General features: G+C 61.6%; 18 protein-coding genes. 9 read left to right on the plus strand and 9 right to left on the minus strand.

Features of this window, described 5'->3' with window-relative positions:
- Window positions 1–181 precede the first annotated feature (181 nt).
- From ACFQ00_RS15020 to ACFQ00_RS15060, 9 genes are all read left to right on the plus strand, one after another.
- Entirely contained in the window at window positions 182–2,935 is a 2,754-nt protein-coding gene (locus ACFQ00_RS15020) for a nitrate/nitrite transporter (protein ID WP_374597816.1), read from the plus strand.
- Window positions 2,932–6,669 (plus strand): nitrate reductase subunit alpha, encoded by a 3,738-nt coding sequence (locus tag ACFQ00_RS15025; protein WP_381492514.1) that lies wholly within the window; start codon window positions 2,932–2,934, stop codon window positions 6,667–6,669. Before ACFQ00_RS15020 ends, ACFQ00_RS15025 begins: the two co-directional genes overlap by 4 nt.
- A complete protein-coding gene (gene narH, locus ACFQ00_RS15030; protein WP_339708237.1) occupies window positions 6,666–8,192 on the plus strand; it encodes a nitrate reductase subunit beta in 1,527 nt (508 codons plus the stop codon). The genes ACFQ00_RS15025 and narH overlap by 4 nt, the downstream gene beginning before the upstream one ends.
- Window positions 8,192–8,896, plus strand: coding sequence for a nitrate reductase molybdenum cofactor assembly chaperone (gene narJ / locus ACFQ00_RS15035; protein ID WP_374597821.1), 705 nt, complete (start codon window positions 8,192–8,194; stop codon window positions 8,894–8,896). Before narH ends, narJ begins: the two co-directional genes overlap by 1 nt.
- Before the next feature lie 3 nt (window positions 8,897–8,899).
- Entirely contained in the window at window positions 8,900–9,601 is a 702-nt protein-coding gene (gene narI / locus ACFQ00_RS15040) for a respiratory nitrate reductase subunit gamma (RefSeq protein WP_374597823.1), read from the plus strand.
- Entirely contained in the window at window positions 9,594–10,406 is an 813-nt protein-coding gene (locus ACFQ00_RS15045; protein WP_374597825.1) for a peptidylprolyl isomerase, read from the plus strand. Before narI ends, ACFQ00_RS15045 begins: the two co-directional genes overlap by 8 nt.
- Window positions 10,403–11,431 (plus strand): GTP 3',8-cyclase MoaA, encoded by a 1,029-nt coding sequence (gene moaA / locus ACFQ00_RS15050; protein ID WP_374597827.1) that lies wholly within the window; start codon window positions 10,403–10,405, stop codon window positions 11,429–11,431. The genes ACFQ00_RS15045 and moaA overlap by 4 nt, the downstream gene beginning before the upstream one ends.
- Window positions 11,432–11,511: 80 nt before the next feature.
- Window positions 11,512–12,048, plus strand: coding sequence for a molybdenum cofactor biosynthesis protein B (gene moaB / locus ACFQ00_RS15055; protein ID WP_381492775.1), 537 nt, complete (start codon window positions 11,512–11,514; stop codon window positions 12,046–12,048).
- A gap of 26 nt (window positions 12,049–12,074) precedes the next feature.
- Complete coding sequence (locus ACFQ00_RS15060) at window positions 12,075–13,259, plus strand: molybdopterin molybdotransferase MoeA (protein WP_381492518.1); 1,185 nt, start codon at window positions 12,075–12,077, stop codon at window positions 13,257–13,259.
- A gap of 56 nt (window positions 13,260–13,315) precedes the next feature.
- Here ACFQ00_RS15060 and ubiM read toward each other — a convergent pair whose 3' ends face one another.
- From ubiM to trbL, 9 genes are all read right to left on the minus strand, one after another.
- Entirely contained in the window at window positions 13,316–14,473 is a 1,158-nt protein-coding gene (ubiM, locus tag ACFQ00_RS15065; protein WP_381492521.1) for a 5-demethoxyubiquinol-8 5-hydroxylase UbiM, read from the minus strand.
- A 31-nt stretch (window positions 14,474–14,504) separates the two neighbouring features.
- A complete protein-coding gene (locus ACFQ00_RS15070) occupies window positions 14,505–15,239 on the minus strand; it encodes an anaerobic ribonucleoside-triphosphate reductase activating protein (RefSeq protein WP_374597833.1) in 735 nt (244 codons plus the stop codon).
- Window position 15,240: 1 nt separating this feature from the next.
- Window positions 15,241–17,262, minus strand: a complete 2,022-nt coding sequence (locus tag ACFQ00_RS15075; RefSeq protein WP_374597835.1) for a ribonucleoside triphosphate reductase — start codon at window positions 17,260–17,262, stop codon at window positions 15,241–15,243.
- Between the two features lie 303 nt (window positions 17,263–17,565).
- Window positions 17,566–17,787 (minus strand): helix-turn-helix transcriptional regulator, encoded by a 222-nt coding sequence (locus tag ACFQ00_RS15080; protein WP_374597837.1) that lies wholly within the window; start codon window positions 17,785–17,787, stop codon window positions 17,566–17,568.
- Window positions 17,784–18,005, minus strand: a complete 222-nt coding sequence (locus tag ACFQ00_RS15085) for a DUF2274 domain-containing protein (RefSeq protein WP_374597839.1) — start codon at window positions 18,003–18,005, stop codon at window positions 17,784–17,786. Before ACFQ00_RS15085 ends, ACFQ00_RS15080 begins: the two co-directional genes overlap by 4 nt.
- A gap of 1 nt (window position 18,006) precedes the next feature.
- Window positions 18,007–19,101, minus strand: coding sequence for a TrbI/VirB10 family protein (locus ACFQ00_RS15090; RefSeq protein WP_381492527.1), 1,095 nt, complete (start codon window positions 19,099–19,101; stop codon window positions 18,007–18,009).
- The gene (gene trbG / locus ACFQ00_RS15095) at window positions 19,098–19,886 is read right to left on the minus strand and encodes a P-type conjugative transfer protein TrbG (protein WP_381492530.1); all 789 of its coding nucleotides are present in this window, start codon (window positions 19,884–19,886) and stop codon (window positions 19,098–19,100) included. The genes ACFQ00_RS15090 and trbG overlap by 4 nt, the downstream gene beginning before the upstream one ends.
- On the minus strand, window positions 19,883–20,647 hold the full coding sequence (trbF, locus tag ACFQ00_RS15100; RefSeq protein ID WP_381492534.1) for a conjugal transfer protein TrbF: 765 nt from the start codon (window positions 20,645–20,647) through the stop codon (window positions 19,883–19,885). The genes trbG and trbF overlap by 4 nt, the downstream gene beginning before the upstream one ends.
- Before the next feature lie 19 nt (window positions 20,648–20,666).
- Window positions 20,667–21,962: a P-type conjugative transfer protein TrbL gene (gene trbL, locus ACFQ00_RS15105; RefSeq protein WP_381492778.1), complete on the minus strand. Its 1,296-nt coding sequence runs from the start codon at window positions 21,960–21,962 to the stop codon at window positions 20,667–20,669.
- Window positions 21,963–21,968: the final 6 nt, after the last annotated feature.

Below are 21,968 nucleotides of genomic sequence, written 5' to 3' on the forward strand. Positions count from 1 at the left end.
ATCAAGAGTTTGATTGATATATATCAATCATATAATTGATTATTATGAAATCGCGTTCATCTGCAAATCAAGTCGAGTAAATTCCAGTGTTGCCGCCCTCGCTTTTTTTGATCGGCATCAATAATCTCTTCCCTAACCTAAGCATGGTCGGTCTCATCATTTTGCTGTGCAGGGTAGAATCATGGACGCGACAACGGCGGCCCAGCCGACCAAAGGCCTTCAAGCCAAAGCGTTAAGCTTGAGCACTCTTGCGTTCACCACATGCTTCGCGGTTTGGACGATCTTTGCCATCATCGGTATCGAGATCAAAAGCCAGTTGGATCTCAACGACACCCAGTTCGGTCTGCTGGTGGGGACACCCATCCTGACCGGGTCGCTCGTGCGGGTCTTCCTTGGCATCTGGACGGACCAATTCGGCGGTCGTCTGATGTTCACGCTCACGATGTTGGCGTCGGCAATTTCTACCTGGCTGCTGTCGACCGCCGAAAGCTATTCCCTCATGCTTCTCGCCGCCCTGGGGCTCGGGCTTGCCGGCGGAGGATTCGCTGTCGGCGTTGCCTATGTCTCCAAATGGTTCCCGCCCGAGAAGCAGGGGACAGCGCTCGGTATCTTCGGCATGGGCAATGTCGGCGCGGCGGTGACCAAATTCCTTGCGCCCTTCGTGATGGTAGCGATGGGTTGGCAGGCGGTTGCCCAAATTTGGGCGATCGGCTTGGCGGTTGCGGCAGTGCTGTTTTTCCTCTTTGCCCGTAACGACCCCGCGTTTGAAGCGCGCAAGGCGCGCGGTGAGAAGCCGCGCAGCTTGATCGAACAGCTTGAGCCACTTCGCCATCAACAGGTCTGGCGCTTCTCGCTCTATTATTTCTTCGTGTTCGGCGCCTTTGTCGCACTCGCCCTGTGGCTGCCCAACTATCTGGTCGGGGTTTATGGCGTCGACATAAAGGTCGCGGGTATGCTCGCGGCAACCTTCTCCCTCTCGGCCAGCCTGTTCCGCGCCTATGGTGGGATGTTGTCCGACCGCTATGGCGCGCGCAAGGTGATGTACACGACCTTCGGCGTGTCGCTTCTCTGCCTGTTCATGCTCGCCTATCCTTCGACTGATTATGTCATTCACGGCATTGACGGGGACATCCACTTCTCGACCTCGATGGGGTTGGTTCCGTTCGTGATCGCGGTGTTTGTGCTCGGCTTCTTCATGTCGCTGGGCAAGGCGGCGGTCTACAAGCACATCCCGGTCTATTATCCGGAGCATGTCGGTGCTGTCGGCGGCATGGTCGGCATGGTCGGCGGCCTGGGCGGCTTCATCCTGCCGATCGTGTTCGGCGCGGCCAACGATCTCACCAACATCTGGACCAGCTGCTTCATGGTGTTGTTCGCGCTCGTCGGCGTAGCGCTTGCCTGGATGCACATGGCGGTACGGCAGATGGAGCAGAGCGCAAGCGGGCTCGATCATCGCACCCTGCCGCAGTTCCCGGAAATGGCCTCGATCCACGAGGAGGGGCGCCATGCCGCCGCCCAGCCGGCGAAGGTGATCACGGAATGGCGTCCGGAAGACAAGGATTTCTGGGAAACGACCGGCCAACGTATTGCGCAGCGGAATCTCACAATCTCCATTCCCGCATTGCTGCTCGCCTTCTCGGTCTGGATGGTATGGTCGATGGTGGTCGCGAAATTGCCGGCGATCGGCTTCAATTATACCACTGACCAGCTGTTCTGGCTGGCCGCCCTGCCTGGGCTGTCAGGTGCGACCTTCCGCATCTTCTACAGCTTCATGGTGCCGATCTTCGGCGGACGGCTGTGGACGACGCTGTCGACCGCGTCGCTGCTGATCCCGGCTTTCGGCATCGGCTATGCCGTGCAGAACCCGGATACACCCTATCTCATCTTCCTCGTGCTGGCATTGCTGTGCGGCTTCGGCGGCGGCAATTTTGCCTCGTCGATGTCGAATATCAGCTTCTTCTTCCCCAAGGCGCAAAAGGGCAACGCGCTGGCGCTCAACGCGGGCCTCGGCAATCTGGGCGTCTCGGTGATGCAGTTCGCTGTGCCGCTGGTAATTACCGCGAGCGTATTCGGTGCCATTGGCGGCGATCCGCGCCCATCGAGCGAGGGCGGGCAGCTGTGGTTGCAGAACGCTGGCTTCATCTGGGTGCCATTCATCATCGCTTCAACGCTCCTCGCCTGGTTCGGGATGGATGATATCGCCGATGCCAAGGCGAGCTTTGCCGAACAGGCCGTGATCTTCCAGCGCAAGCATAACTGGCTGATGTGCTGGCTCTACACCGGCACCTTCGGTTCGTTCATCGGCTTTTCCGCCGGCCTGCCGCTGCTGGCCAAGCATCAGTTTCCCGATGTCGATGTGCTCAAATTCATTTTCCTCGGCCCGCTGGTCGGCGCGCTGAGCCGCGCAGGCACCGGCTGGGTGTCGGACCGCTGGGGCGGCGCCCGCGTCACCTTGTGGGTATTCGTGCTGATGATGGTCGGCGTGGTCGGTGTGATCTATTTCCTTGAAGCTGCCAATTGGTGGGGCTTCCTTGGCATGTTCATCTTCATGTTCTTCATGACCGGGGTGGGCAATGCCTCGACCTTCCAGATGATCCCCAACATCATGCGCCTCGAGGTGCCGCGCCTTATGCCGCAGCTGTCTGCAGCGGAGCAGGTGCGGCAAGCAGAAAAGGAATCGGCGGCGATTGTCGGTTTCACGTCGGCTATCGCGGCCTACGGTGCCTTCTTCATCCCCAAAAGCTTTGGTTCATCCATCGCAGTGACAGGCTCGCCGATGGCGGCACTGATCAGCTTTCTTGTCTTCTACGCCAGTTGTGCTGCGCTGACGTGGTTCATCTACACCCGGCGCGGTGGGCTCTTGCACGACATTGAGCGTGGTCGTGTGCCTGCCCCCGCCGGTACCCCCACCTTCATCCAGGGAGTTGCCGCATGAGCCAGCTACTCGACCGCCTGACCTTTTTCCGGCAGGCCAAGCAGTCCTTTTCCAAAGGTCACGGCATCACCACCAACCAGAACCGCGACTGGGAGGATGGCTATCGGAAGCGCTGGCAGCACGACAAGATCGTGCGCTCCACCCACGGCGTGAACTGCACCGGCTCCTGTTCCTGGAAAATCTACGTCAAGGGCGGGATCATTACCTGGGAAACACAGCAGACCGATTATCCCCGCACCAGGCCCGATCTCCCCAACCACGAGCCGCGGGGCTGCCCACGCGGCGCGAGCTACAGCTGGTACATCTATTCGGCGCAGCGGCTGAAATATCCGATGGTCCGCTCCCGCCTGCTCAAGTTGTGGCGCGAAGCGCGGGTCATCCGCACGCCCGTCGCGGCCTGGGCATCGATCGTCGAGGATCCGGTCAAGCGCAAAAGCTATACCGCTATTCGCGGCCACGGCGGCTTCGTGCGCGCGACTTGGGAAGAGGTGAACGAGATCATCGCTTCGGCCAATGCCTATACCGCCAAGACCTATGGGCCGGATCGGGTCATCGGCTTTTCGCCTATCCCGGCCATGTCGATGGTCAGCTATGCCGCCGGATCGCGCTATCTGTCGCTGCTCGGCGGCACCTGCATGAGCTTTTACGACTGGTATTGCGACCTGCCGCCGTCGAGCCCGCAGACCTGGGGAGAGCAGACCGACGTGCCGGAGAGCGCGGATTGGTACAACGCCGGATTCCTGATGATGTGGGGTTCGAATGTTCCGCAGACGCGGACTCCCGATGCTCATTTCATGACCGAGGCTCGCTATCGCGGTGCCAAGGTGGCGGTGGTGTCACCCGACTACGCCGAGGCCACCAAGTTCGCCGACCTGTGGCTGAACCCCAAGCAGGGTACGGACGCTGCGCTCGCGATGGCGATGGGGCATGTTATTCTCCGCGAATTCCACCTCGATCGGCAGGCGGAATATTTCGAGGATTATTGCCGAAAATATTCGGACATGCCGATGCTGGTGCGGCTGGTGCCCGGCAAGGGCGGACTGGTCCCCGAACGGCTGCTGCGCGCGTCCGACTTCAAGGATGCGCTGGGTGAGACGAACAACCCGGAATGGAAGACCGTCGCCATCGACGCGAAGAGCGGCGAACCGGTGGTGCCGCTGGGCTCTGCCGGCTTCCGTTGGGGCGAACATGGCAAATGGAATCTGGAAGAGAAGGATGGAAAAGGCGAGGAGACCCAGTTGCGCATGACCGCGATCCTTGGCGGCGACCATGATGTCGTCGTCGATGTCGCCTTTCCCTATTTCGGCAATCGCGAACACGATCATTTCCAGGGCACGGACCATGCCGATGTGCTGAACCGGCGCGTGCCTGTCCGTGAGATCGCGCTCAAGGACGGCAAGGCACTGGTCGCGACGGTGTTTGATCTGTTCTGCGCGAACTACGGACTCGACCGAGGCCTTGGCGGCGGCAATGTCGCGCGGGACTACAGTCTTAACGTGCCCTACACGCCTGCCTGGGCGGAAAAGATCACCGGCGTACCTGCGGATCACATCATCACTGTCGCACGTGAATTCGCGCACAACGCAGAAATCACCAAAGGCAAGTCGATGGTGATCCTGGGGGCCGGTCTCAACCACTGGTATCACATGGACATGAACTATCGCGGCATCATCAACCTGTTGGTGATGTGCGGATGTGTTGGCCAGTCGGGCGGTGGCTGGTCGCACTACGTGGGGCAGGAAAAGCTGCGACCGCAGACCGGCTGGGCCGCGCTCGCCTTTGCACTCGACTGGAACCGGCCACCGCGCCACATGAATTCGACCAGCTTTTTCTATGCACACACCGACCAGTGGCGCTACGAAACGCTGGGTGTTGATGAGATCTTGTCCCCCACTGCACCGGAAGGGGATTGGGACGCCAGCCTGATCGATTACAACGTGCGCGCCGAACGCATGGGCTGGCTGCCGTCCGCGCCGCAGCTCAAGACCAATCCGCTCACCGTCGGCAAGGCGGTGAAGGCGTCCGGCAAGGAGGCAGGGCCCTATCTCGCCGCCGCGCTGAAAACGGGCGAAATCGAGCTTTCCTGTTTCGATCCGGACGATCCTGCCAACTGGCCGCGGAACATGTTTGTCTGGCGCTCCAATTTGCTCGGGTCGTCGGGCAAGGGCCACGAATATTTCCTCAAGCATCTGCTCGGTACCGCGCATGGCGTGCAGGGCAAGGACCTCGGCGAAACCGGCGCGCAGAAGCCGAAGGATGTGAAGTGGCACGAGGATGCACCGAAGGGTAAACTCGACCTGCTCGTGACGCTTGATTTTCGCATGTCGACCACCTGCGTTTATTCGGACATCGTGCTGCCAACCGCGAGCTGGTACGAAAAGGACGACCTCAACACGTCCGATATGCACCCGTTCATTCACCCGTTGTCGGCGGCGGTTGATCCGGTGTGGGAATCGCGCAGCGACTGGGACATTTACAAGGGTATCGCGAAAACATTCTCCGAAGTCGCGCCCGAAGTTCTGGATATCGAGCATGATGTCGTGCTGACCCCTATCCAGCACGACAGCCCTAACGAGATCGCTCAACCTTTCGACGTTGCCGACTGGGGCAAGGGCGAGGTTGAACCGATCCCGGGCCGGACGATGGCGACCGTGGCGCTGATCGAACGGGACTACCCGAACCTTTACAAGCGCTTCACGGCGCTGGGGCCACTGATGGAAAAGCTTGGCAATGGCGGCAAAGGGATCGGTTGGAATACCGATCACGAAGTCGAGAATCTCCGCCGCCTCAATGGCCCGGTGCTTGAAGACGGTGTGACGAAAGGACGACCGCAGATCGAAAGCGCCATCGACGCAGCCGAGGTGATCCTGATGCTGGCGCCTGAAACCAATGGCGAGGTCGCGGTCAAGGCCTGGGCGGCGCTATCAAGGAATACCGGCCGTGACCACACGCACCTGGCGCTGCCCAAGGAAGACGAGAAGATCCGATTCCGCGACATTCAGGCACAGCCGCGGAAGATCATTTCCTCCCCGACCTGGTCGGGCCTTGAAAGCGAACACGTCTGCTATAACGCGGGCTACACCAACGTCCACGAACTGATCCCCTGGCGCACGCTGACCGGCCGGCAGCAACTCTATCAGGATCACAAATGGATGCGCGCTTTTGGCGAAGGCTTTTGCGTCTATCGACCGCCGATCGACACGAAGGCCGTCAAGCCGATGCTGGATGAGGCTAAAGACGCACCGCACGTCATCCTCAACTTCATCACGCCGCACCAGAAATGGGGTATTCATTCGACCTACACCGACAACCTGCTGATGCTCACGCTATCACGCGGTGGGCCGATCGTCTGGATGAGCGAGGTCGACGCCGCCAAGGCGGGTTTGGTCGACAACGACTGGGTCGAGGCCTTCAACAGCAACGGCGCGCTGGTTGCACGCGTGGTGGTGTCGCAGCGGATGAAGGAAGGCACGTTGTTCATGTACCACGCGCAGGAAAAGATCGTGAATGTCCCCGGTTCGCCGCTTACCGGTCAGCGGGGCGGTATCCACAACAGCGTTACGCGCGCGGTGCTGAAACCGACGCATATGATCGGCGGTTATGTCCAGCTCGCTTACGGCTTCAACTATTACGGAACGGTCGGGTCCAACCGCGACGAATATGTGATCGTCCGTAAACTGCAAAAGGTCGATTGGCTCGAGGGGGCTCTCGCCGATGGGGAGGCCGCAGCATGAAGATCCGTGCCCAGATCGGAAAGGTGCTCAATCTCGACAAGTGCATCGGCTGCCATACCTGTTCCGTCACCTGCAAGAACGTGTGGACCAGCCGCGAAGGCATGGAATATGCGTGGTTCAACAACGTCGAAACCAAACCCGGCATCGGTTATCCCAAGGACTGGGAAAACCAGAAGCGCTGGAACGGCGGCTGGGTTCGCGATGCCGGTGGGTCGATCCGACCGCGCATGGGCGGCAAATGGCGGCTGCTCGCAAAGATTTTTGCCAATCCAGATCTGCCTGAGATCGACGATTATTACGAGCCCTTCACCTTCGATTATGCCCATCTGCAAAAGACGGGCGAGAGCAAGGCTTTCCCTACGGCGCGGCCGCGCAGCCTGGTGTCGGGCGAACGAATGGAAAAGATCAACTGGGGTCCCAACTGGGAAGAAATCCTGGGCGGTGAATTTTCCAAGCGCTCGGAGGATTACAACTTCGAGGGCGTGCAGAAGGAAATATACGGCCAGTTCGAAAATACTTTCATGATGTATCTGCCCCGGCTGTGCGAACATTGCCTCAACCCCACCTGCGTCGCGGCTTGCCCCTCAGGTGCCATCTACAAGCGTGAGGAAGATGGCATTGTCCTCATTGACCAGGAAGCCTGCCGGGGTTGGCGGATGTGCGTCTCGGGCTGCCCATACAAAAAAATATACTACAACTGGAAAACCGGAAAATCGGAGAAGTGCATCTTCTGCTATCCGCGCATCGAGGCCGGGCAGCCGACCGTGTGTTCGGAAACCTGCGTCGGGCGCATCCGGTATCTGGGGGTCATGCTCTATGACGCGGATCGGATCGAGGAGGCGGCAAGCGTCGCCGATGTCGAGGATCTCTATCAGGCGCAGCTGGACATCTTCCTTGATCCCAATGATCCCAAGGTGATCGAGCAGGCCCGCAAAGACGGGGTTCCAGAGGCTTGGCTGGAGGCCGCCCGCCATTCGCCCGTCTACAAGATGGCGATGGAATGGAAGGTCGCCTTCCCGCTCCACCCTGAATATCGCACGCTGCCGATGGTGTGGTATGTGCCGCCGCTGTCGCCGATCAATGCAGCGGCGAGCGCGGGACAGATTTCAGTCAACAACGGAATGCCTGACATCCGCAGCTTGCGCATTCCGCTCAAGTATCTCGCGAACCTGCTGACGGCAGGTGACGAGAAACCGGTGGCGCTTTGCCTCGAGCGGATGCTCGCGATGCGCGGCTACATGCGTTCGAAAACGATCGAGGGCGTGCAGAATGACGCCATAGCGGAAGCGGTAGGCCTGACGGCGAAACAGATCGAGGAAATGTACAAGGTCATGGCGCTGGCGGACTATGAAGATCGCTTCGTCATCCCGACCGGACACCGCGAGGATGCCGAGGACATGTTCGATGAGCGCGGTTCCTGCGGCTTTTCCTTCGGCAATGGCTGTTCTAGCGGCACCACCAGCAGCAACATGTTCGGCGCGCCGGCACGCAAGAAGCTGCAAACGCCGACGGAGGTGTTCTGATGCACAATCTGCACCTTTTCTCGCTCCTGCTCAGCTATCCGACGTCCGATCTCCAGGCGGTATGCAGCGAAATCCGCGAACGGCTGGCGACGGATCCGGCATTGCCGCGCGATACGGTGAGGCGGCTGCACCCGTTGCTGACCCGCCTTGCCGCCAGTGACATCTATGCCGCGCAGGAAGCCTATGTCGAGCTGTTCGATCGGGGGCGGGCACACAGCCTGCACCTGTTCGAGCACGTCCATGGCGAGAGCCGGGACCGCGGCCAGGCGATGGTCGATCTGCGCCAGCGCTATCTCGATGCAGGACTTGAACCGGCGGGCAACGAATTGCCCGATTATCTGCCGCTGTTCCTCGACTATTGCTCCACATTGTCCGAAGCGGCTGCGCGCGAAACCCTCGCCGAACCCGGCGTGGTTCTTGTCGCGCTCGCCGCGCGGCTGGCCGAGCGCGGCTCGGATTATGCCCCGCTGCTGGCGCTGCTTTGCGAGATCGCAGAGGTCGAGCAGGACGAAGAGGCGCAAAAGGCGCTCTCCCCGGTCGACGATCCCGATGATCTGGAGACGCTCGATGCACAATGGGCAGAGGAAGAGATCCGTTTCACAGCAGAGGCAGTGCCTGATCCAGCGGCCTCCTGTCCGCAGGTGAGCGCAATTCTGGATCGCATGTACGATCCGGCGCCGGCCACAAAACGCCCGAGGAACTGAGCCATGGAAGCTTTCGTCCATCATCTGCTGTTCGGCATCTATCCCTACATCGCGCTTGGGGTGCTCGCCATTGGGTCGATCATCCGCTTCGACCGCGAGCCTTACAGCTGGCGCTCCGGCTCCAGCCAGCTGTTGCGGCGCAAGCAGTTGATCTGGGGATCAGTACTCTTTCACATCGGGGTTCTGTTCGTCTTTTTCGGTCATCTTGTCGGCTTGTTGACCCCGATTGCGCTGTTCGATGCACTGGGTATCAGTCATGGTGCAAAACAGCTTCTGGCCATCATCGCAGGTGGTATTGCAGGTGTGATGGCAATCATCGGCGCCACCCTGCTCATCCATCGCCGTTTCTTCGATCCCCGTGTACGTGCGGCGTCCAATGTCAGCGACAATATGATTATCCTGATCCTGTGGGTGCAGCTGGCGCTGGGGCTCGCAACCATTCCGCTATCGGCCGGGCATCTCGATGGGCATGAAATGGTCAAGTTCATGAGCTGGGCCCAAGGTATCTTCACCTTCCGCAGCGACGCCGCCAGCTCTATCGCGGACGTCCACATCATCTTCAAACTACACCTGTTCCTCGGCCTCACCATTTTACTGATCTTCCCGTTCACGCGTCTGGTCCACATGCTATCGGCACCAGTGCGTTACCTATGGCGGGGTGGTTACCAGATCGTCCGTTCGCGGCGGAATCTCAGCCATGGTTGAACTCGCCGAGCGCGCGGCCGTAAGGGTCGGCGGTGTAGAGATTCCGGCCGGAGCGATTGCCGCCGAAGTACAGAATCATCCCGCCCCCGACGCTGATGCCGCCTGGCAGGCCGCTGCCGAAGCCTTGGTGATTCGTCAGCTGCTGCTGACCGAGGCGGATCGGCAAGGCATCGTCGCGCAGGAAAGTCGCGATGCCGAAGGACGGTTGCTGATCGAGGAAGATGCCCGCATCGACGCCCTGCTGACTTCGGCAGTCAAAGTGCCCAGCGCCACGACCGAAGAGGCACGACGCTTTTACGAACGGCACCGTACCCGCTTTGCCAGCGAAACGCTGATCGAGGCAGAGCACATCCTGATCACGGCGGACCCGTCAGACCGGCTCGCCTACAGTCTTGCGGTCGGCGACGTGCGGATGCTGATCCGCAAGATCCAAGCCGATCCATCGCGGTTTGCGGATTTGGCACGCGAACATTCAGCCTGTCCTTCAAAAGCGCAGGGCGGCAACCTCGGACAGATCGGGCGCGGCCAGACCGTTGCAGCGTTTGAGGCTGCGTTGTTTGCGCTTGGCGAGGGCGAGCTCTGCGTTGAGCCTGTACGCTCTCCCTATGGTGTCCATGTCGTGCGTACGGGTCGCCGGATCGATGGGCAACCTCTGCCGTTCGAGGTCGTGGAACCCACCATCCGCGACTATCTGGAAGAAGCGAGTGCGCGCCGCGCGACGGCGCAATATCTCGCCATCCTGGCGAGTGAAATGCCTGTCGAAGGTGTGACTCTGCCCATCGCCGAAGGACCCCTGGTCCAGTGACCATCGCGCGCACTCCGGATCAGATCTTCGTGGGAATGGACGAGAACCGGGGCCTGACCGATGCCATCGGACGCCGCTTCGAATATCTGCGCCTGTCGCTGACCGATGTGTGCAATTTCCGCTGCACCTATTGCCTGCCAGAAGGCTACCGCAAGGTGCACGGAAGGCCACACCCACTGTCGATCGCTGAAATGATCCGCGCGGTGCGGGCCTTTGCGCGGCTTGGTTTGTGGAAAGTGCGGTTGACCGGGGGTGAGCCGACGCTACGCAGCGATTTCACACAGGTCGCGCGCGCCATCGCAGCGGTGCCGGGAATTCGCCACTTGGCGATGACGACCAACGGCTATCACCTTGCGGAGCGCGCACGTGCGTGGCGGGACGCCGGGATCAGCACGATCAATATCAGCGTCGACTCGCTCGACCCGGCGCGTTTCGCGGCGATCACCGGGCACGATCGGCTGGCAGAGGTCTTGCGCGGAGTATCGGCGGCGCGGGCGGCCGGGTTCGACAACGTCAAACTCAACGCCGTGCTAATGCGCGGTGTCAATGACGATGAACTGGCAGCCATGATTGATTTCGTGGCCGCGCACGATCTGTCGCTCCGTTTCATCGAGGTGATGAGGACCAACGACAATGTCGCCTTTTTCGGGAAGCACCATCTTGCTGGGGCGGCCGTGGCCGATCAGCTCAAGGCGGCGGGCTGGCAGCGGCTGCCGCGCCTCCCCGGCGCCGGGCCGGCGGTCGAATATGCGCACCCGGCGGCCAAGGGGCGCATCGGCATCATTGCGCCGTATTCGCGGGATTTCTGCGCGAGCTGCAATCGGCTGCGACTATCCTCCGAAGGCAAGTTGCATCTCTGCCTGTTCGGCGACGGCGGCATCGACCTGCGTCCGCTGCTGCAGGGGGATGACGAGAATGCGCTGGTCGCGCAGATCGTGACGCTCACCGCTACCAAGGCACCCGCACACCGTCTGAGTAGGGGCGACAGCGGCGCGACCCCACATCTCGCTTCGATCGGAGGTTAGCGTGACAGCGATCATCAGATCGAACACATCACAGCGGACCGGGAGATATTGCCGATCGGGTGAGCAAACAGGACTGGCTCATGTCGGGAATTGACGAGAGGTTGACCTTCCACCCCCTAAACATCGCAGTGCTGACCGTGTCTGATACGCGCAATCTGGATACCGATACGTCTGGTGCGCTGTTGGCTGGGCGGTTGACCGGAGCGGGGCATATGTTCGCTGCACGAGCAATTGTTACAGACGATGTCGAACCGATCCGTGCACAGATGCGTGCGTGGATTGCCGACCCCGGTGTGGACATCATCGTCAGCACGGGCGGCACCGGATTTACACCGCGCGACGTGACGCCGGAAGCCGTGATGCCGCTGCTGCGGCGAACAATGGACGGGTTCAGCGTGGTGTTCCACCAGGCAAGCATAGGTACAATCGGCATCTCGACCCTGCAATCGCGCGCCTTTGCGGGGCAGGCGGAAGAGACGTTTGTCTTCTGCCTGCCGGGGTCGACCGGCGCCTGCCGCGATGCGTGGGATCTGGTGCTGGGCTTTGAATTCGACAGCCGCTATCGCCCCTGCTCGATTGCCGGGCAAGTGCCGCGTCTGCGGGGTCTATGCGTATGAGCGGGCCACCCCATGATGGCGACGACATGATCGGATTCGAAGCGGCAATCGCGCTTATCGCGAGCGCAGCCGGTCCGCTGGAAACCGAAACGGTGCCGCTGGCTGAGGCTGCGGGGCGCGTCCTTGCCGAACCGCTACACGCCCGCAGCGATGTTCCGCGCCGGGCGGTCGCCGCGATGGATGGCTATGCAGTGGTCGATGCAGGGACGCAGGCTGGAGAAGCGCTGCGGGTGGTCGGGGAAAGCTGTGCCGGGGCAGGCTTTGCCGGACCGGTCGCACCCGGCGAAGCAGTGCGCATCTTCACTGGCGCTCCGATGCCGGAAGGGTCTGACCGCTGCATCATGCAGGAGTATGCGACGCGCGAAGCCGATGTGGTGTGCTTCAACCGCGGATATGGCCCTGCCTGGCATGTGCGGGCCTCGGGCAGCGATTTTTCTGCCGGCGCCTTGCTGCTCGATGCCGGGACGAGGCTGACTCCGCGCGCAATGGTCGTGGCAGCCGCAGCGGACGTGGCGGACATTCTCGTTGCTGCGCGTCCGCGCGTCGCGATCATCGGTACGGGGGATGAACTCGCCGCGCCGGGTGAAGCCTATCAACGCGAGGACGCCATTCCGGAAAGCGTAACCTTCGGCGCTGCCGCCATGGTACAACAGGCTGGTGCAGCCTTGGTCTACCGCGCAACCGGCATAGACCAGCTCCCGGCCCTGGAGGCATTGGCGGCGGCAGCGCTCGATATGGCGGACCTTGTGATCGTTACCGGCGGCGCTTCAGTGGGAGCGCGCGATTTTGCGAAGCCGATGTTCGCTGCGCACGGGCTGGAGCTGCTGTTTGCCAAAGTCGCGATCAAGCCCGGAAAACCCGTATGGCTGGGCCGTGCACGAGGAAAATGGGTGCTCGGCTTGCCGGGCAATCCCACCTCGGCCATGGTCACCGCGCGGCTGTTTCTGTTGCCGTTACTGGCCCGATTACAAGGTCGGAGAGTCGACGATGAGCTGCGCTGGCGCACCCTGCCGCTTGCTACTGCACTCGGCGCGGCGGGCTCTCGCGAATCCTTTGTCCGAGCGCATTGGGATGACGCAGGGCTCACTGCGCTCGGCAACCAGGACAGCGGAGCGCAAGGCGCGCTTGCTGTCGCCGACTGGTTGATCCGCTGTCCGGCGGGCCAACCGGCGCTTGGCTGCGGTGCTCTGGTCAGCGCCCTGTCATTTTAGGATATACGGGCCTCAGCTCAGGATACGGCAGGCCAATCACGACCGTGCACTCTCATTCAAGCCGCTTGCATCAGCAGCCGGGAGATCATGCGCCGTGCCGGAGTAACGTGTGCCGCTCTGATGCCCATGTGCCGCGCGATGCGGCCCGTCATTCGCTCATCGGTGTAAAGCCCGACAATGGCATTGGTTGCAGCATAGAGCGGCCAGGTCGCGACACGATGTCCGATTTCATAGCGCTTTAGGAGAGACGCCTCACCCAGATCGCCCGCCCGACGGAGGAGTCCCGCCAGGCGTGCGGTGCCCGATAGCCCAAGATTGAATCCATGCGCCGTAACCGGATGCATCCCCACTGCCGCATCGCCAACCAGCGCCGCACGCGCGACAGCGAACCGCCCGGCATAGCTGGTTGTCAGTGGATAGCGGTGCAGCGGCGTCAGCATTTCCATGGCCCCAAAACGCCGATGAAAGCGCCGCGTAAGCTCCGTGCCGAGCGCGCGTCGATCCATGTCGGCCAATGCTGCCGCCTGCCCATCGGGCAATGTAACGACCGCGGAAGCAACGCCGGGAGCAAGCGGTAATAATGCCAACGTCTGCCCATGGTCGAACCATTCGGTGGCAATCCCGCAGTGATCTTTGTCCAATCTAACGCGTCCGACCAGCATCGATTTTCTCAAACGATGCATCCGCGCCGCAATTCCCAGCTGGCTGCGGAGCGTGGAAAAGCGCGAGTCTGCGGCGACCACCAACGGGCCCGACAGGGTCTGCCCGTTGCCAAGCGTGATCCGGCCTTCCGTTGGCGTCGAGATCACATGATCAACGCTGACGCCCGCCATCAATTTTATGTTCGAACGCGCGGCGGCGCAGTCGAAAAGCGCCCTGCGGATGTCGCAGTTCGATACCATCGAACCAAGTTGGCCACCTTTGTTCGCATCCGGCGTGAACGCCAGCGCGAGCGGTGAATGCCCGTTGTAGACCTTGGCTCGGGTCAGCGGATGCACGGCATCGGCGGCCAATCTCTCCCATGCACCGAGACGGCGCAAGATTGCCGTCGATTTGTGTGTCAGGGCGATCTCGCGGCCGTCGAAAACGGGCTCGGCAAGCGATCTTTCCTCGCTTTTCTCGATCAGGACAACATCGATGCCTGCCAGCGCAAGATCGTTCGCCAGTGCCAGCCCGGCGGGACCGGCCCCACAGATCAGAACGGAATTCAGCATCGAACTGCTTCCTTCTACTTCATACCAGGGATCAGCGAAACGACATCGCCATCGGACTTGATGCGGCAAGACGCACCATATCGAATGGCCGTGCGGCGTGCGCCAGGTTACCGAGCGTAGGCCGATCGGGGCCTGCAATCGCCCGCTGCACGGTGTAATTGCCACGGTAACCGCGGGCGGCCAGATCACCCGCTATGTCGAGCACATCTTGCTCTTCGAGAAGCGCGTGATGCACCGTGGTGCGCACTTCGAACGGCACGGCCTGTTGCGTGCACAGCAGGTCGAGTGTTGCGGAAAATTTTCGATAGGCGCAGGTGCTGGTCACCGCCCGAAACTTTTCCGGTGGCGCCTTGTAATCGAGCGCGATGCGATCGACGAGACGGGCAGCGAGCAGCCGGGCGACCACATCGGGCCGCAACCCATTGGTGTCGAGCTTCACGGCAAAACCCATTGCTTTCACCCGCGCCGCGAAGGCGATGAGACCGGGCCACGCTGTCGCCTCCCCACCCGAAAGCACGACCCCATCCAGAAGCCCTATGCGACGGTACAGAAAATTCATAACATCCGCTTCCGACAAAACTCCTTTACCCAGCACGATCTGCGGATTGTGACAATAACCGCAGCGCATGTTGCATCCCGCCACCCACAGGATGCAGGCGGTGCCGTTCGGAAAATCCTGCATGGTGAAAGGGGTGATGGCGTGGAACGGGCGGGGGCGCCCCGCTCGCCTGACAGCGCTGTCCCTTTTTGGCTCGCGCCCCGACATTTCAGCGCGTGGGAGCGAACAGGTTGGCTACCATCGCCGCATCTTCGGTAAAATGGCGGCGTTGGCGATGTTCGCCAACCTTGCCTTTATTAAAACTGTCGACGGGGCGGAAATAGCCCATCACTCGCGTCCACACCTTGGTCTGCGTGCCGCATTGTGGGCATTCCGGCTGCTCGCCTGCCAGATAGCCATGCGTATTACAGACCGAGAACACCGGCGTCAGCGTGACATAGGGCAAGCGATAGTTGGTCAGCACTGTCTTCAGAAAGCTGCGCGCTGCAGCAGCGCTCGACAACTTCTCGCTCATGTAGAGATGCAGCACCGTGCCGCCGGTATATTTGCATTGCAGATCATTCTGCAGGTCCAGCGCTTCGAACGGATCTTCGGTGTGATCGACCGGGATCTGCGAGCTGTTCGTGTAGTAAATATTCTCGCCGCTGCCCGCTTGCAGGATATCGGGAAAGCGCTTCCTGTCCTCCTTGGCGAAACGATAGGTGGTTCCTTCGGCCGGCGTTGCCTCGAGATTATAGAGATTACCGGTGCGCTCCTGATAGCTGATCAGCCGGGCACGCATATGATCCAGGATGCCGAGCGCCAGTTCGATGCCCTGCCGTTCGGTCAGGTCATGATCGTCGCCCGTAAAATTGCGCACCATCTCGTTCATGCCATTGACCCCGATGGTGGAGAAATGGTTGCGCAGGAACGGCAGGTAGCGCGCCGTATAGGGATAGAGGCCACGATCGTACATTTTCTGTACGAATGCGCGCTTCTTTTCGAGCGTCGAACTGGCGATATCCATCAGCCGGTTGAGCTCGGTCATCAAACCTGTCAGATCACCTTTGAAGCGATAGCCCAAAGCTGCCATGTTGATGGTGACAACGCCGAGCGAGCCGGTCATCTCCGCCGAGCCGAACAGGCCGTTCCCGCGCTTAAGCAATTCACGCAGATCGAGTTGCAGGCGACAACACATCGAGCGCACCGCGCCGGGGGTATAGGCTTCCGGATTGGGGCGGCGTTCGCCAGTCTCGGGATCCCGCACATACTGGCTACCGATGAAATTCTGGAAATAGGAGGAACCGACCTTGGCCGCATTGTCAAAAATGACCGTGGCTACCCCGCTCTCCCAGTTGAAATCCTCTGTGATGTTGACTGTAGGAATGGGGAAGGTGAAGGGCTGACCGGTGGAATCCCCTTCGGTCATCACCTCATAATAAGCGATGTTGATCTGTTCCATTTCCGGTGCGAAATGCGAAAATCTCATGTCTTCGAGGCAGCGAATGCCCATGTCGCGTGCCCGTGCGCGCGCAAGCAGAGCCTCATCGTTCAGTCCTGCGAACAGGTGCCGGTCGCGATAAGTCGGGTAAAGAATGCGCAGGTCCTCGGGTACGGTGATGTCGAGCGTGATATTGGTGAAGGGGGATTGCCCCCAGCGCGCGGGCACATTGAGATTGTAGACAAACTGGCGAATGGCCTTCTTGATCTCCGGAAAACCGAGAGAGTCGAGAAACACATAGGGCGCAAGGTAGGTGTCAAAACTGGAAAAGGCCTGTGCTCCTGCCCACTCGGATTGGAGGATGCCAAGAAAGTTGCTCATCTGACCCAGCGCTTCACGGAAATGACGCGGGGGGCGAGAGGACACCCGGCCGGCCACGCCGTTGAAACCGTCATTGAGCAGCCCGCGCAGTGACCAGCCCGCGCAATAGCCGGTCAGGCAGTCGAGATCGTGGATATGTAGATCTCCCTGCCGATGGGCCAAACCCTCCTCCGGCGCGTAGATCGTATCGAGCCAAAAGTTGGCGATTACCTTACCTGCAACGTTGCTGATCAGACCGGCGTGGGAATAGCCTACATTGGCATTCGCCTTGATCCGCCAGTCGGCGCCGGAGATGTATTCGCCGACGGCATCCGAACAATCGATGTTTCGCCGGCCTGCCAGCGGCACAGCCGGAGTAAAATTCGGTGGCAATGCCTCGGAAGCCGCGATCAATCCTGACATCTGATCCACTACGTCCGCCACCTGCATTGTCATTCCCATACAATATTTGGTGTTCCATTTAATCCAGTGCACCAGATATGGATTTGTGATTTGATTTACATCAATATTGCCTTTAAAGGGCTCTTGGCCTCGCCCTATCGATAGCTTCGGAGTGGCGGCAGCGATGCTGCCCGAGCATCGATAGTGCTTTCATAACCTGTGATCAGCTCCGATGGCGCTGCCGTGGCCGTATATCCACGTGCAAAATCAGAGTTCAGGCCACTGTAAGAACGCGTGTGTATGGTGCCGCACTGGCCTGACCATCTCGATACGTGGCGATCTTCGCCGGCACTAACCCGGATCAGACATCTCCTGGTAGCGGTATGAGGACGGGCATTCGGCCCATTGGTTGAGGTCGGATTCGCGCCATCCGATGCAGCGCAGGCCAAGCGTAACCTGTCGCGGAAATGTTCCCTCATCGATCTTGCGGTAAAGCGTTGATCGCGTAAGCCCGCTTCGTCTGAGGACTTCTGGAAGCCGCAGAAATCGATCTGCGCGCGGGGCACCGCTCATGATGGTGTCCTCGTTCGTGTGCGCACGAAGGCCTTGTCGGTTTCGAGGAACAGCCGAAGCATGAACGGGATCAGCTCGGTGATGGATTCGGTGTCTCCGTAATGCTCGCGGTAGAGGTCGGCGTAGGTGGAGAGATGCCTATGGAGATCGGGTGCCAGCGTGATGGTGATCTTGACCGGACTGCGATCCGGCAGGCGGGGTAGACGCAGCGCACTCATCCTAACGGCTCCTTGCAGGCGAAGGTTCGATGACGAGATCCTGATGAACGAGCAGTCTGATAGGCGTACCCGGCCTGACGATGATGGTCGGACGTATCCCAAGACCGCGTGAGACGATCTGATCACCGGCTCGATTGCTGCTCGACTGGACCGCGGAGCGCAGGGCATCGGCGACCTCGTTGTTCCCTGAAATGGTGAGCTCCGATCCGATGCCGAGAAGTGTGGACATGGCTACGGCTTTCAGAACTTCGCCACTGTGTCGATCGACACGGTCACTGATGCCAGCATAGCCGCCGGCGTCGGTCGCGGGGGATTCTGGAAGCGCCAATGCGCGACCATCGGGAAAGATGAGCCGCTGCCAGACCACGAGTGCGCGTGCCTGACCAAACGCGATATTGCTTTCGTAGCGTCCGAGCAGCCGTGCGCCCTGCGGAACGAGAAGAATGCGTCCTGTCGGACTGTCGAAGGCATTCTCGGTGACCTGCGCGGTGACAAGCCCGGGAAGGTCTGAGTTGAGGCCGGTGATGAGGCTCGCGGCGATGACGCTGCCAGCTGACAGGAGATAGGGGGAGGGCGCTTGACGCGTACCACCGGTGTCTGTTGGAGGCTGTGGTCTTGACGGTGCGACGTCATCCCCATCGGTTTGGGATCGCGTTCCCGACAGGCGAACCAGGATGGGCGCGTTTGCCGCCCGCGTTCGCGCATCGCCTGCCGCGTCCGGTTTGATGATCCCTGCCGCTGCGGAGGCGTCTTCTTCCGCGATCTCGCGCTGACGTTTGAGGATCGGACGTCCGAGATCGCCGGGCAGCGCTGGGCCGAGTTTCGGGATCTCGTCGTATCGCTCGGGCAGACCGGATACGGCGTCGGGCAATCCCGGGAGGCGGGGTGCCGGTTTTGCTGTTTCGTCAGCCGGCAGGCCGCGCTCGCCCGGAGAAAGCGCGAACCAGCTGACACCGGCGAGAAGCGCGAGAACCATGCCGGTGAGCCCGACGATGAGGCGCTTGCGGAAGCGGACGACCGGCTCCGGCTTTGCACGGAGAACGAATGTTTCCGGATCCTGCTTGCCGGGGACGGAGGGCTGTATCGGCGCCGTCATTTGCAGACCTGCGCGCGGTCACCGCGCGTCCAGGTGATGCGGACGATCATCTGCTTCTTCTGGCCGAGCCGCAGCTCGGCCTGATCGAACAGCCTGTCGATGATGTAGAAGCGGCCGCGCATCCGGTAGTTGACGAGTGCGGGTGCCTGGTCCGGTCCGGTGATGAAGAACGGCGGCGCTTCACGCGTCGCGATCGTGTCAGGGAATTCCACATAGGTGCGCTGGCCGTCATCGAATGCCCGCACCGGGCGCCATGGCGGGGCGTCTCCGGAAATCGTGTAGCCGAAGCACAAGGTCCCGACGTCGAACGCCGGACGCACCGTCTCGGCGGCTTGCGGCCGCTCTGTCCCGGGTTTCCCCTTCACCGAAATGAGGGCGCCTGGCGGATAGGTCCACGACAGCGCGACCGCGGCAGCCGCACCGCTCGTAAGCTGGAGATGGTAGACCCGCCGGTCTGTCGTGACGACGAGATTGGTGGTGAGGCCCGCCGACACGGGCTTCACGAGAATATGCGTTCGCCGCGTGCCTTCCGAGCCGCTTTCGGTGTCGCCGATGATCCACCGGGCCGTGTCGCCGCTTGCAACGGCGATGAGGGCCTCGCCGGGCTCAAGCGCGATGTCGGTGATCGTGCCGGGGCTCGTCCGGACCCTGTAGACGCGCCCCTCGGCCCAGGGATGCACCTCAATGGCGTTCACGAACACGGGCGTCTCGGTGTTCGCGGAGGGGCCGGCCACGGCGGGGAGGGCGGCGCCAACAAGAAGCGCGGCGGGCAGGAGGTGGTTCATGGGCGATCGCTTTCGGCAGGAGGTTCGGGGTCGGGATCGAGCACGGCGGCGGTCGGCATGCGCGTCTGCGCTGCTTCGCTCGCGTCGTATTCGCGGCTCCAGTCGATACCATCGACGTAGATGCCGAATGGATTGCGCCGCAGCGTTTCGATATCGGGGGGCGGGCGCTCGGTGATCGACAGGATCGCGGTCCATCGCTCGGAGCCGTCTTCGATGCCGTTTGTGTAGGTGCGTTCGCGCCACTTGATCTGGAATGCGCGGTCGGACGCGCGGACCACGCTCGACACATCGACGGCGATGGTGCGGACGCCGAGATCGGCGAACGGATTTGCTGATCGGGCATGCGCGTGGAGGAACGTCGTCGCCTGACCGGTCGCGAATCCGTAGGCTTCGAGCCACGACCGGCGCATGAGCACCGGGTCGAGCGATTTCGCGCGGACGTTGGTGATGAACCGTGCAAGCGCCCATCCGACTTGGGCGTCGGTCGGCCGGGCCGTTTCCGCCGGCCCCACGGCTTGCGGCATGCCGTGCCTGTCGATCTCGACGATGTAGGGCACGACGCGGCTCTGCGCCGACTGCCAGAGGAGCCCACCGCCGAGCGCGGCGGCGAGGCCGAGGCTGGCGAACGCCATGAGACGCCAGTTCGCCGCCTGCACGCGGGCTGAACCGATACGGTCGTCCCAGACCTGCCCCGCCCGCTGGAACGGGGATTCCGGTTCGGGTGTGCGTCCGTAGCGCTGCTGGGCGCGCCTAAAGATCATGATGTCTGAAGACGGTCATTCAATCGTCCCTTTCCCTGATGTCGGGCACGAGGCTGCCGCCGGCGCGGTCGCCGTCGTGAAGTGCCTGGACGGCAATGTGCCGCCGATGGCGCTGCGTCTGCTCGGCGCGCAGCGCCTTCGCCCAGCGCGGTGCGGGCTCGGCACTCACACTTGCGGACGTTTTTCCGCCGCCGGTCAGGGCGTGCCAAGCGGCGAGGCGGCCTTCGGAGACGGCGGCGCCGAGTCCGGCGGCGTTCGCCGCGCGGTGCCCGAGCGCATTTGCGGCCGCGCCGGCCACGGTTTTGAGCCCGGCGCCGATCGTGGGCTTCTCGGCGGTTTCGCGGCCGAGAGCATAGGCGGTATGGGCGGCCGCACCGATCGACGTTCCCGCGCGGACGGCACCGAGCGTTCCGGCTGCGGCCGCATACGCCGTGCCGGCGAGCGCGCCGCCGGCGAGGACAGCGCCGCCTGCCGCGCCTGCGACCGTGCCGATCGCGGCGCCGGCGCCCAGCTGCGGGCCGCCCGATACGAGACCGGCGGCGATGCCGGGTCCGAAGATACCGAGCCCGAAGAGTGCAAGGCTTGCAAGCACGAGGCTCATGGCATCCTCGATCGTCGGTTCGCGTCCCGCGAACGCCGAGGTAAACTCAGCGAAGATGCCCGTGCCGATGCCGACGATCGTGCCGAGGACCATCACCTTGATTCCGGATGCGACGACGTTTCCGAGAACGCGCTCGGCAAGGAACGCCGTACGGTTCCAGAGTGCGAAGGGCACGAGCACGAACCCGGCGAGCGCGGTCAGCTTGAATTCGAGGATGGTGACGAACATCTGGACGGCGAGGATGAAGAAGGCCGCGAGCACGATTGCCCAGGCCAGCATGAGCACGGCGATTTGCAGGAAGTTATCGAAGAAGCTGGCAAAGCCGAGGAGATCGCTGACCTGATCCAGGAGTGGCGCCGCGGCCTCGAAGCCGGTGCCGGCGAGGCGGCCGGGGCGGAGGAGGTCCGCCGCGCTGATCGAACCGCCGCCGGCGGTGACGCCAAGTCCGGCGAAGGATTCGAAGATGATGCCGGCGAGCGTATCGAAATTGCCGAGGATGAAGGCGAACGTGCCGACGTAAAGGATCTTGCGCAGAAGCTTCGCGATCACATCGTTCTCACCCCCGAGCGCCCAGAACAATCCGGCGAGCGTGATGTCGATGCCGATGAGGACGCGCGTCAGGAATGCGACGTCACCGCCGAGGAACCCGAATCCGCTATCGATGTAGAGGATGAAGGTTTCCAGGAACCGGTCGATGACATTGAGATCGTCCATCATAGC

Source organism: Sphingosinicella xenopeptidilytica, from assembly GCF_042676985.1.
In the GTDB taxonomy this organism is placed as follows: Bacteria; Pseudomonadota; Alphaproteobacteria; order Sphingomonadales; family Sphingomonadaceae; genus Sphingosinicella; species Sphingosinicella xenopeptidilytica.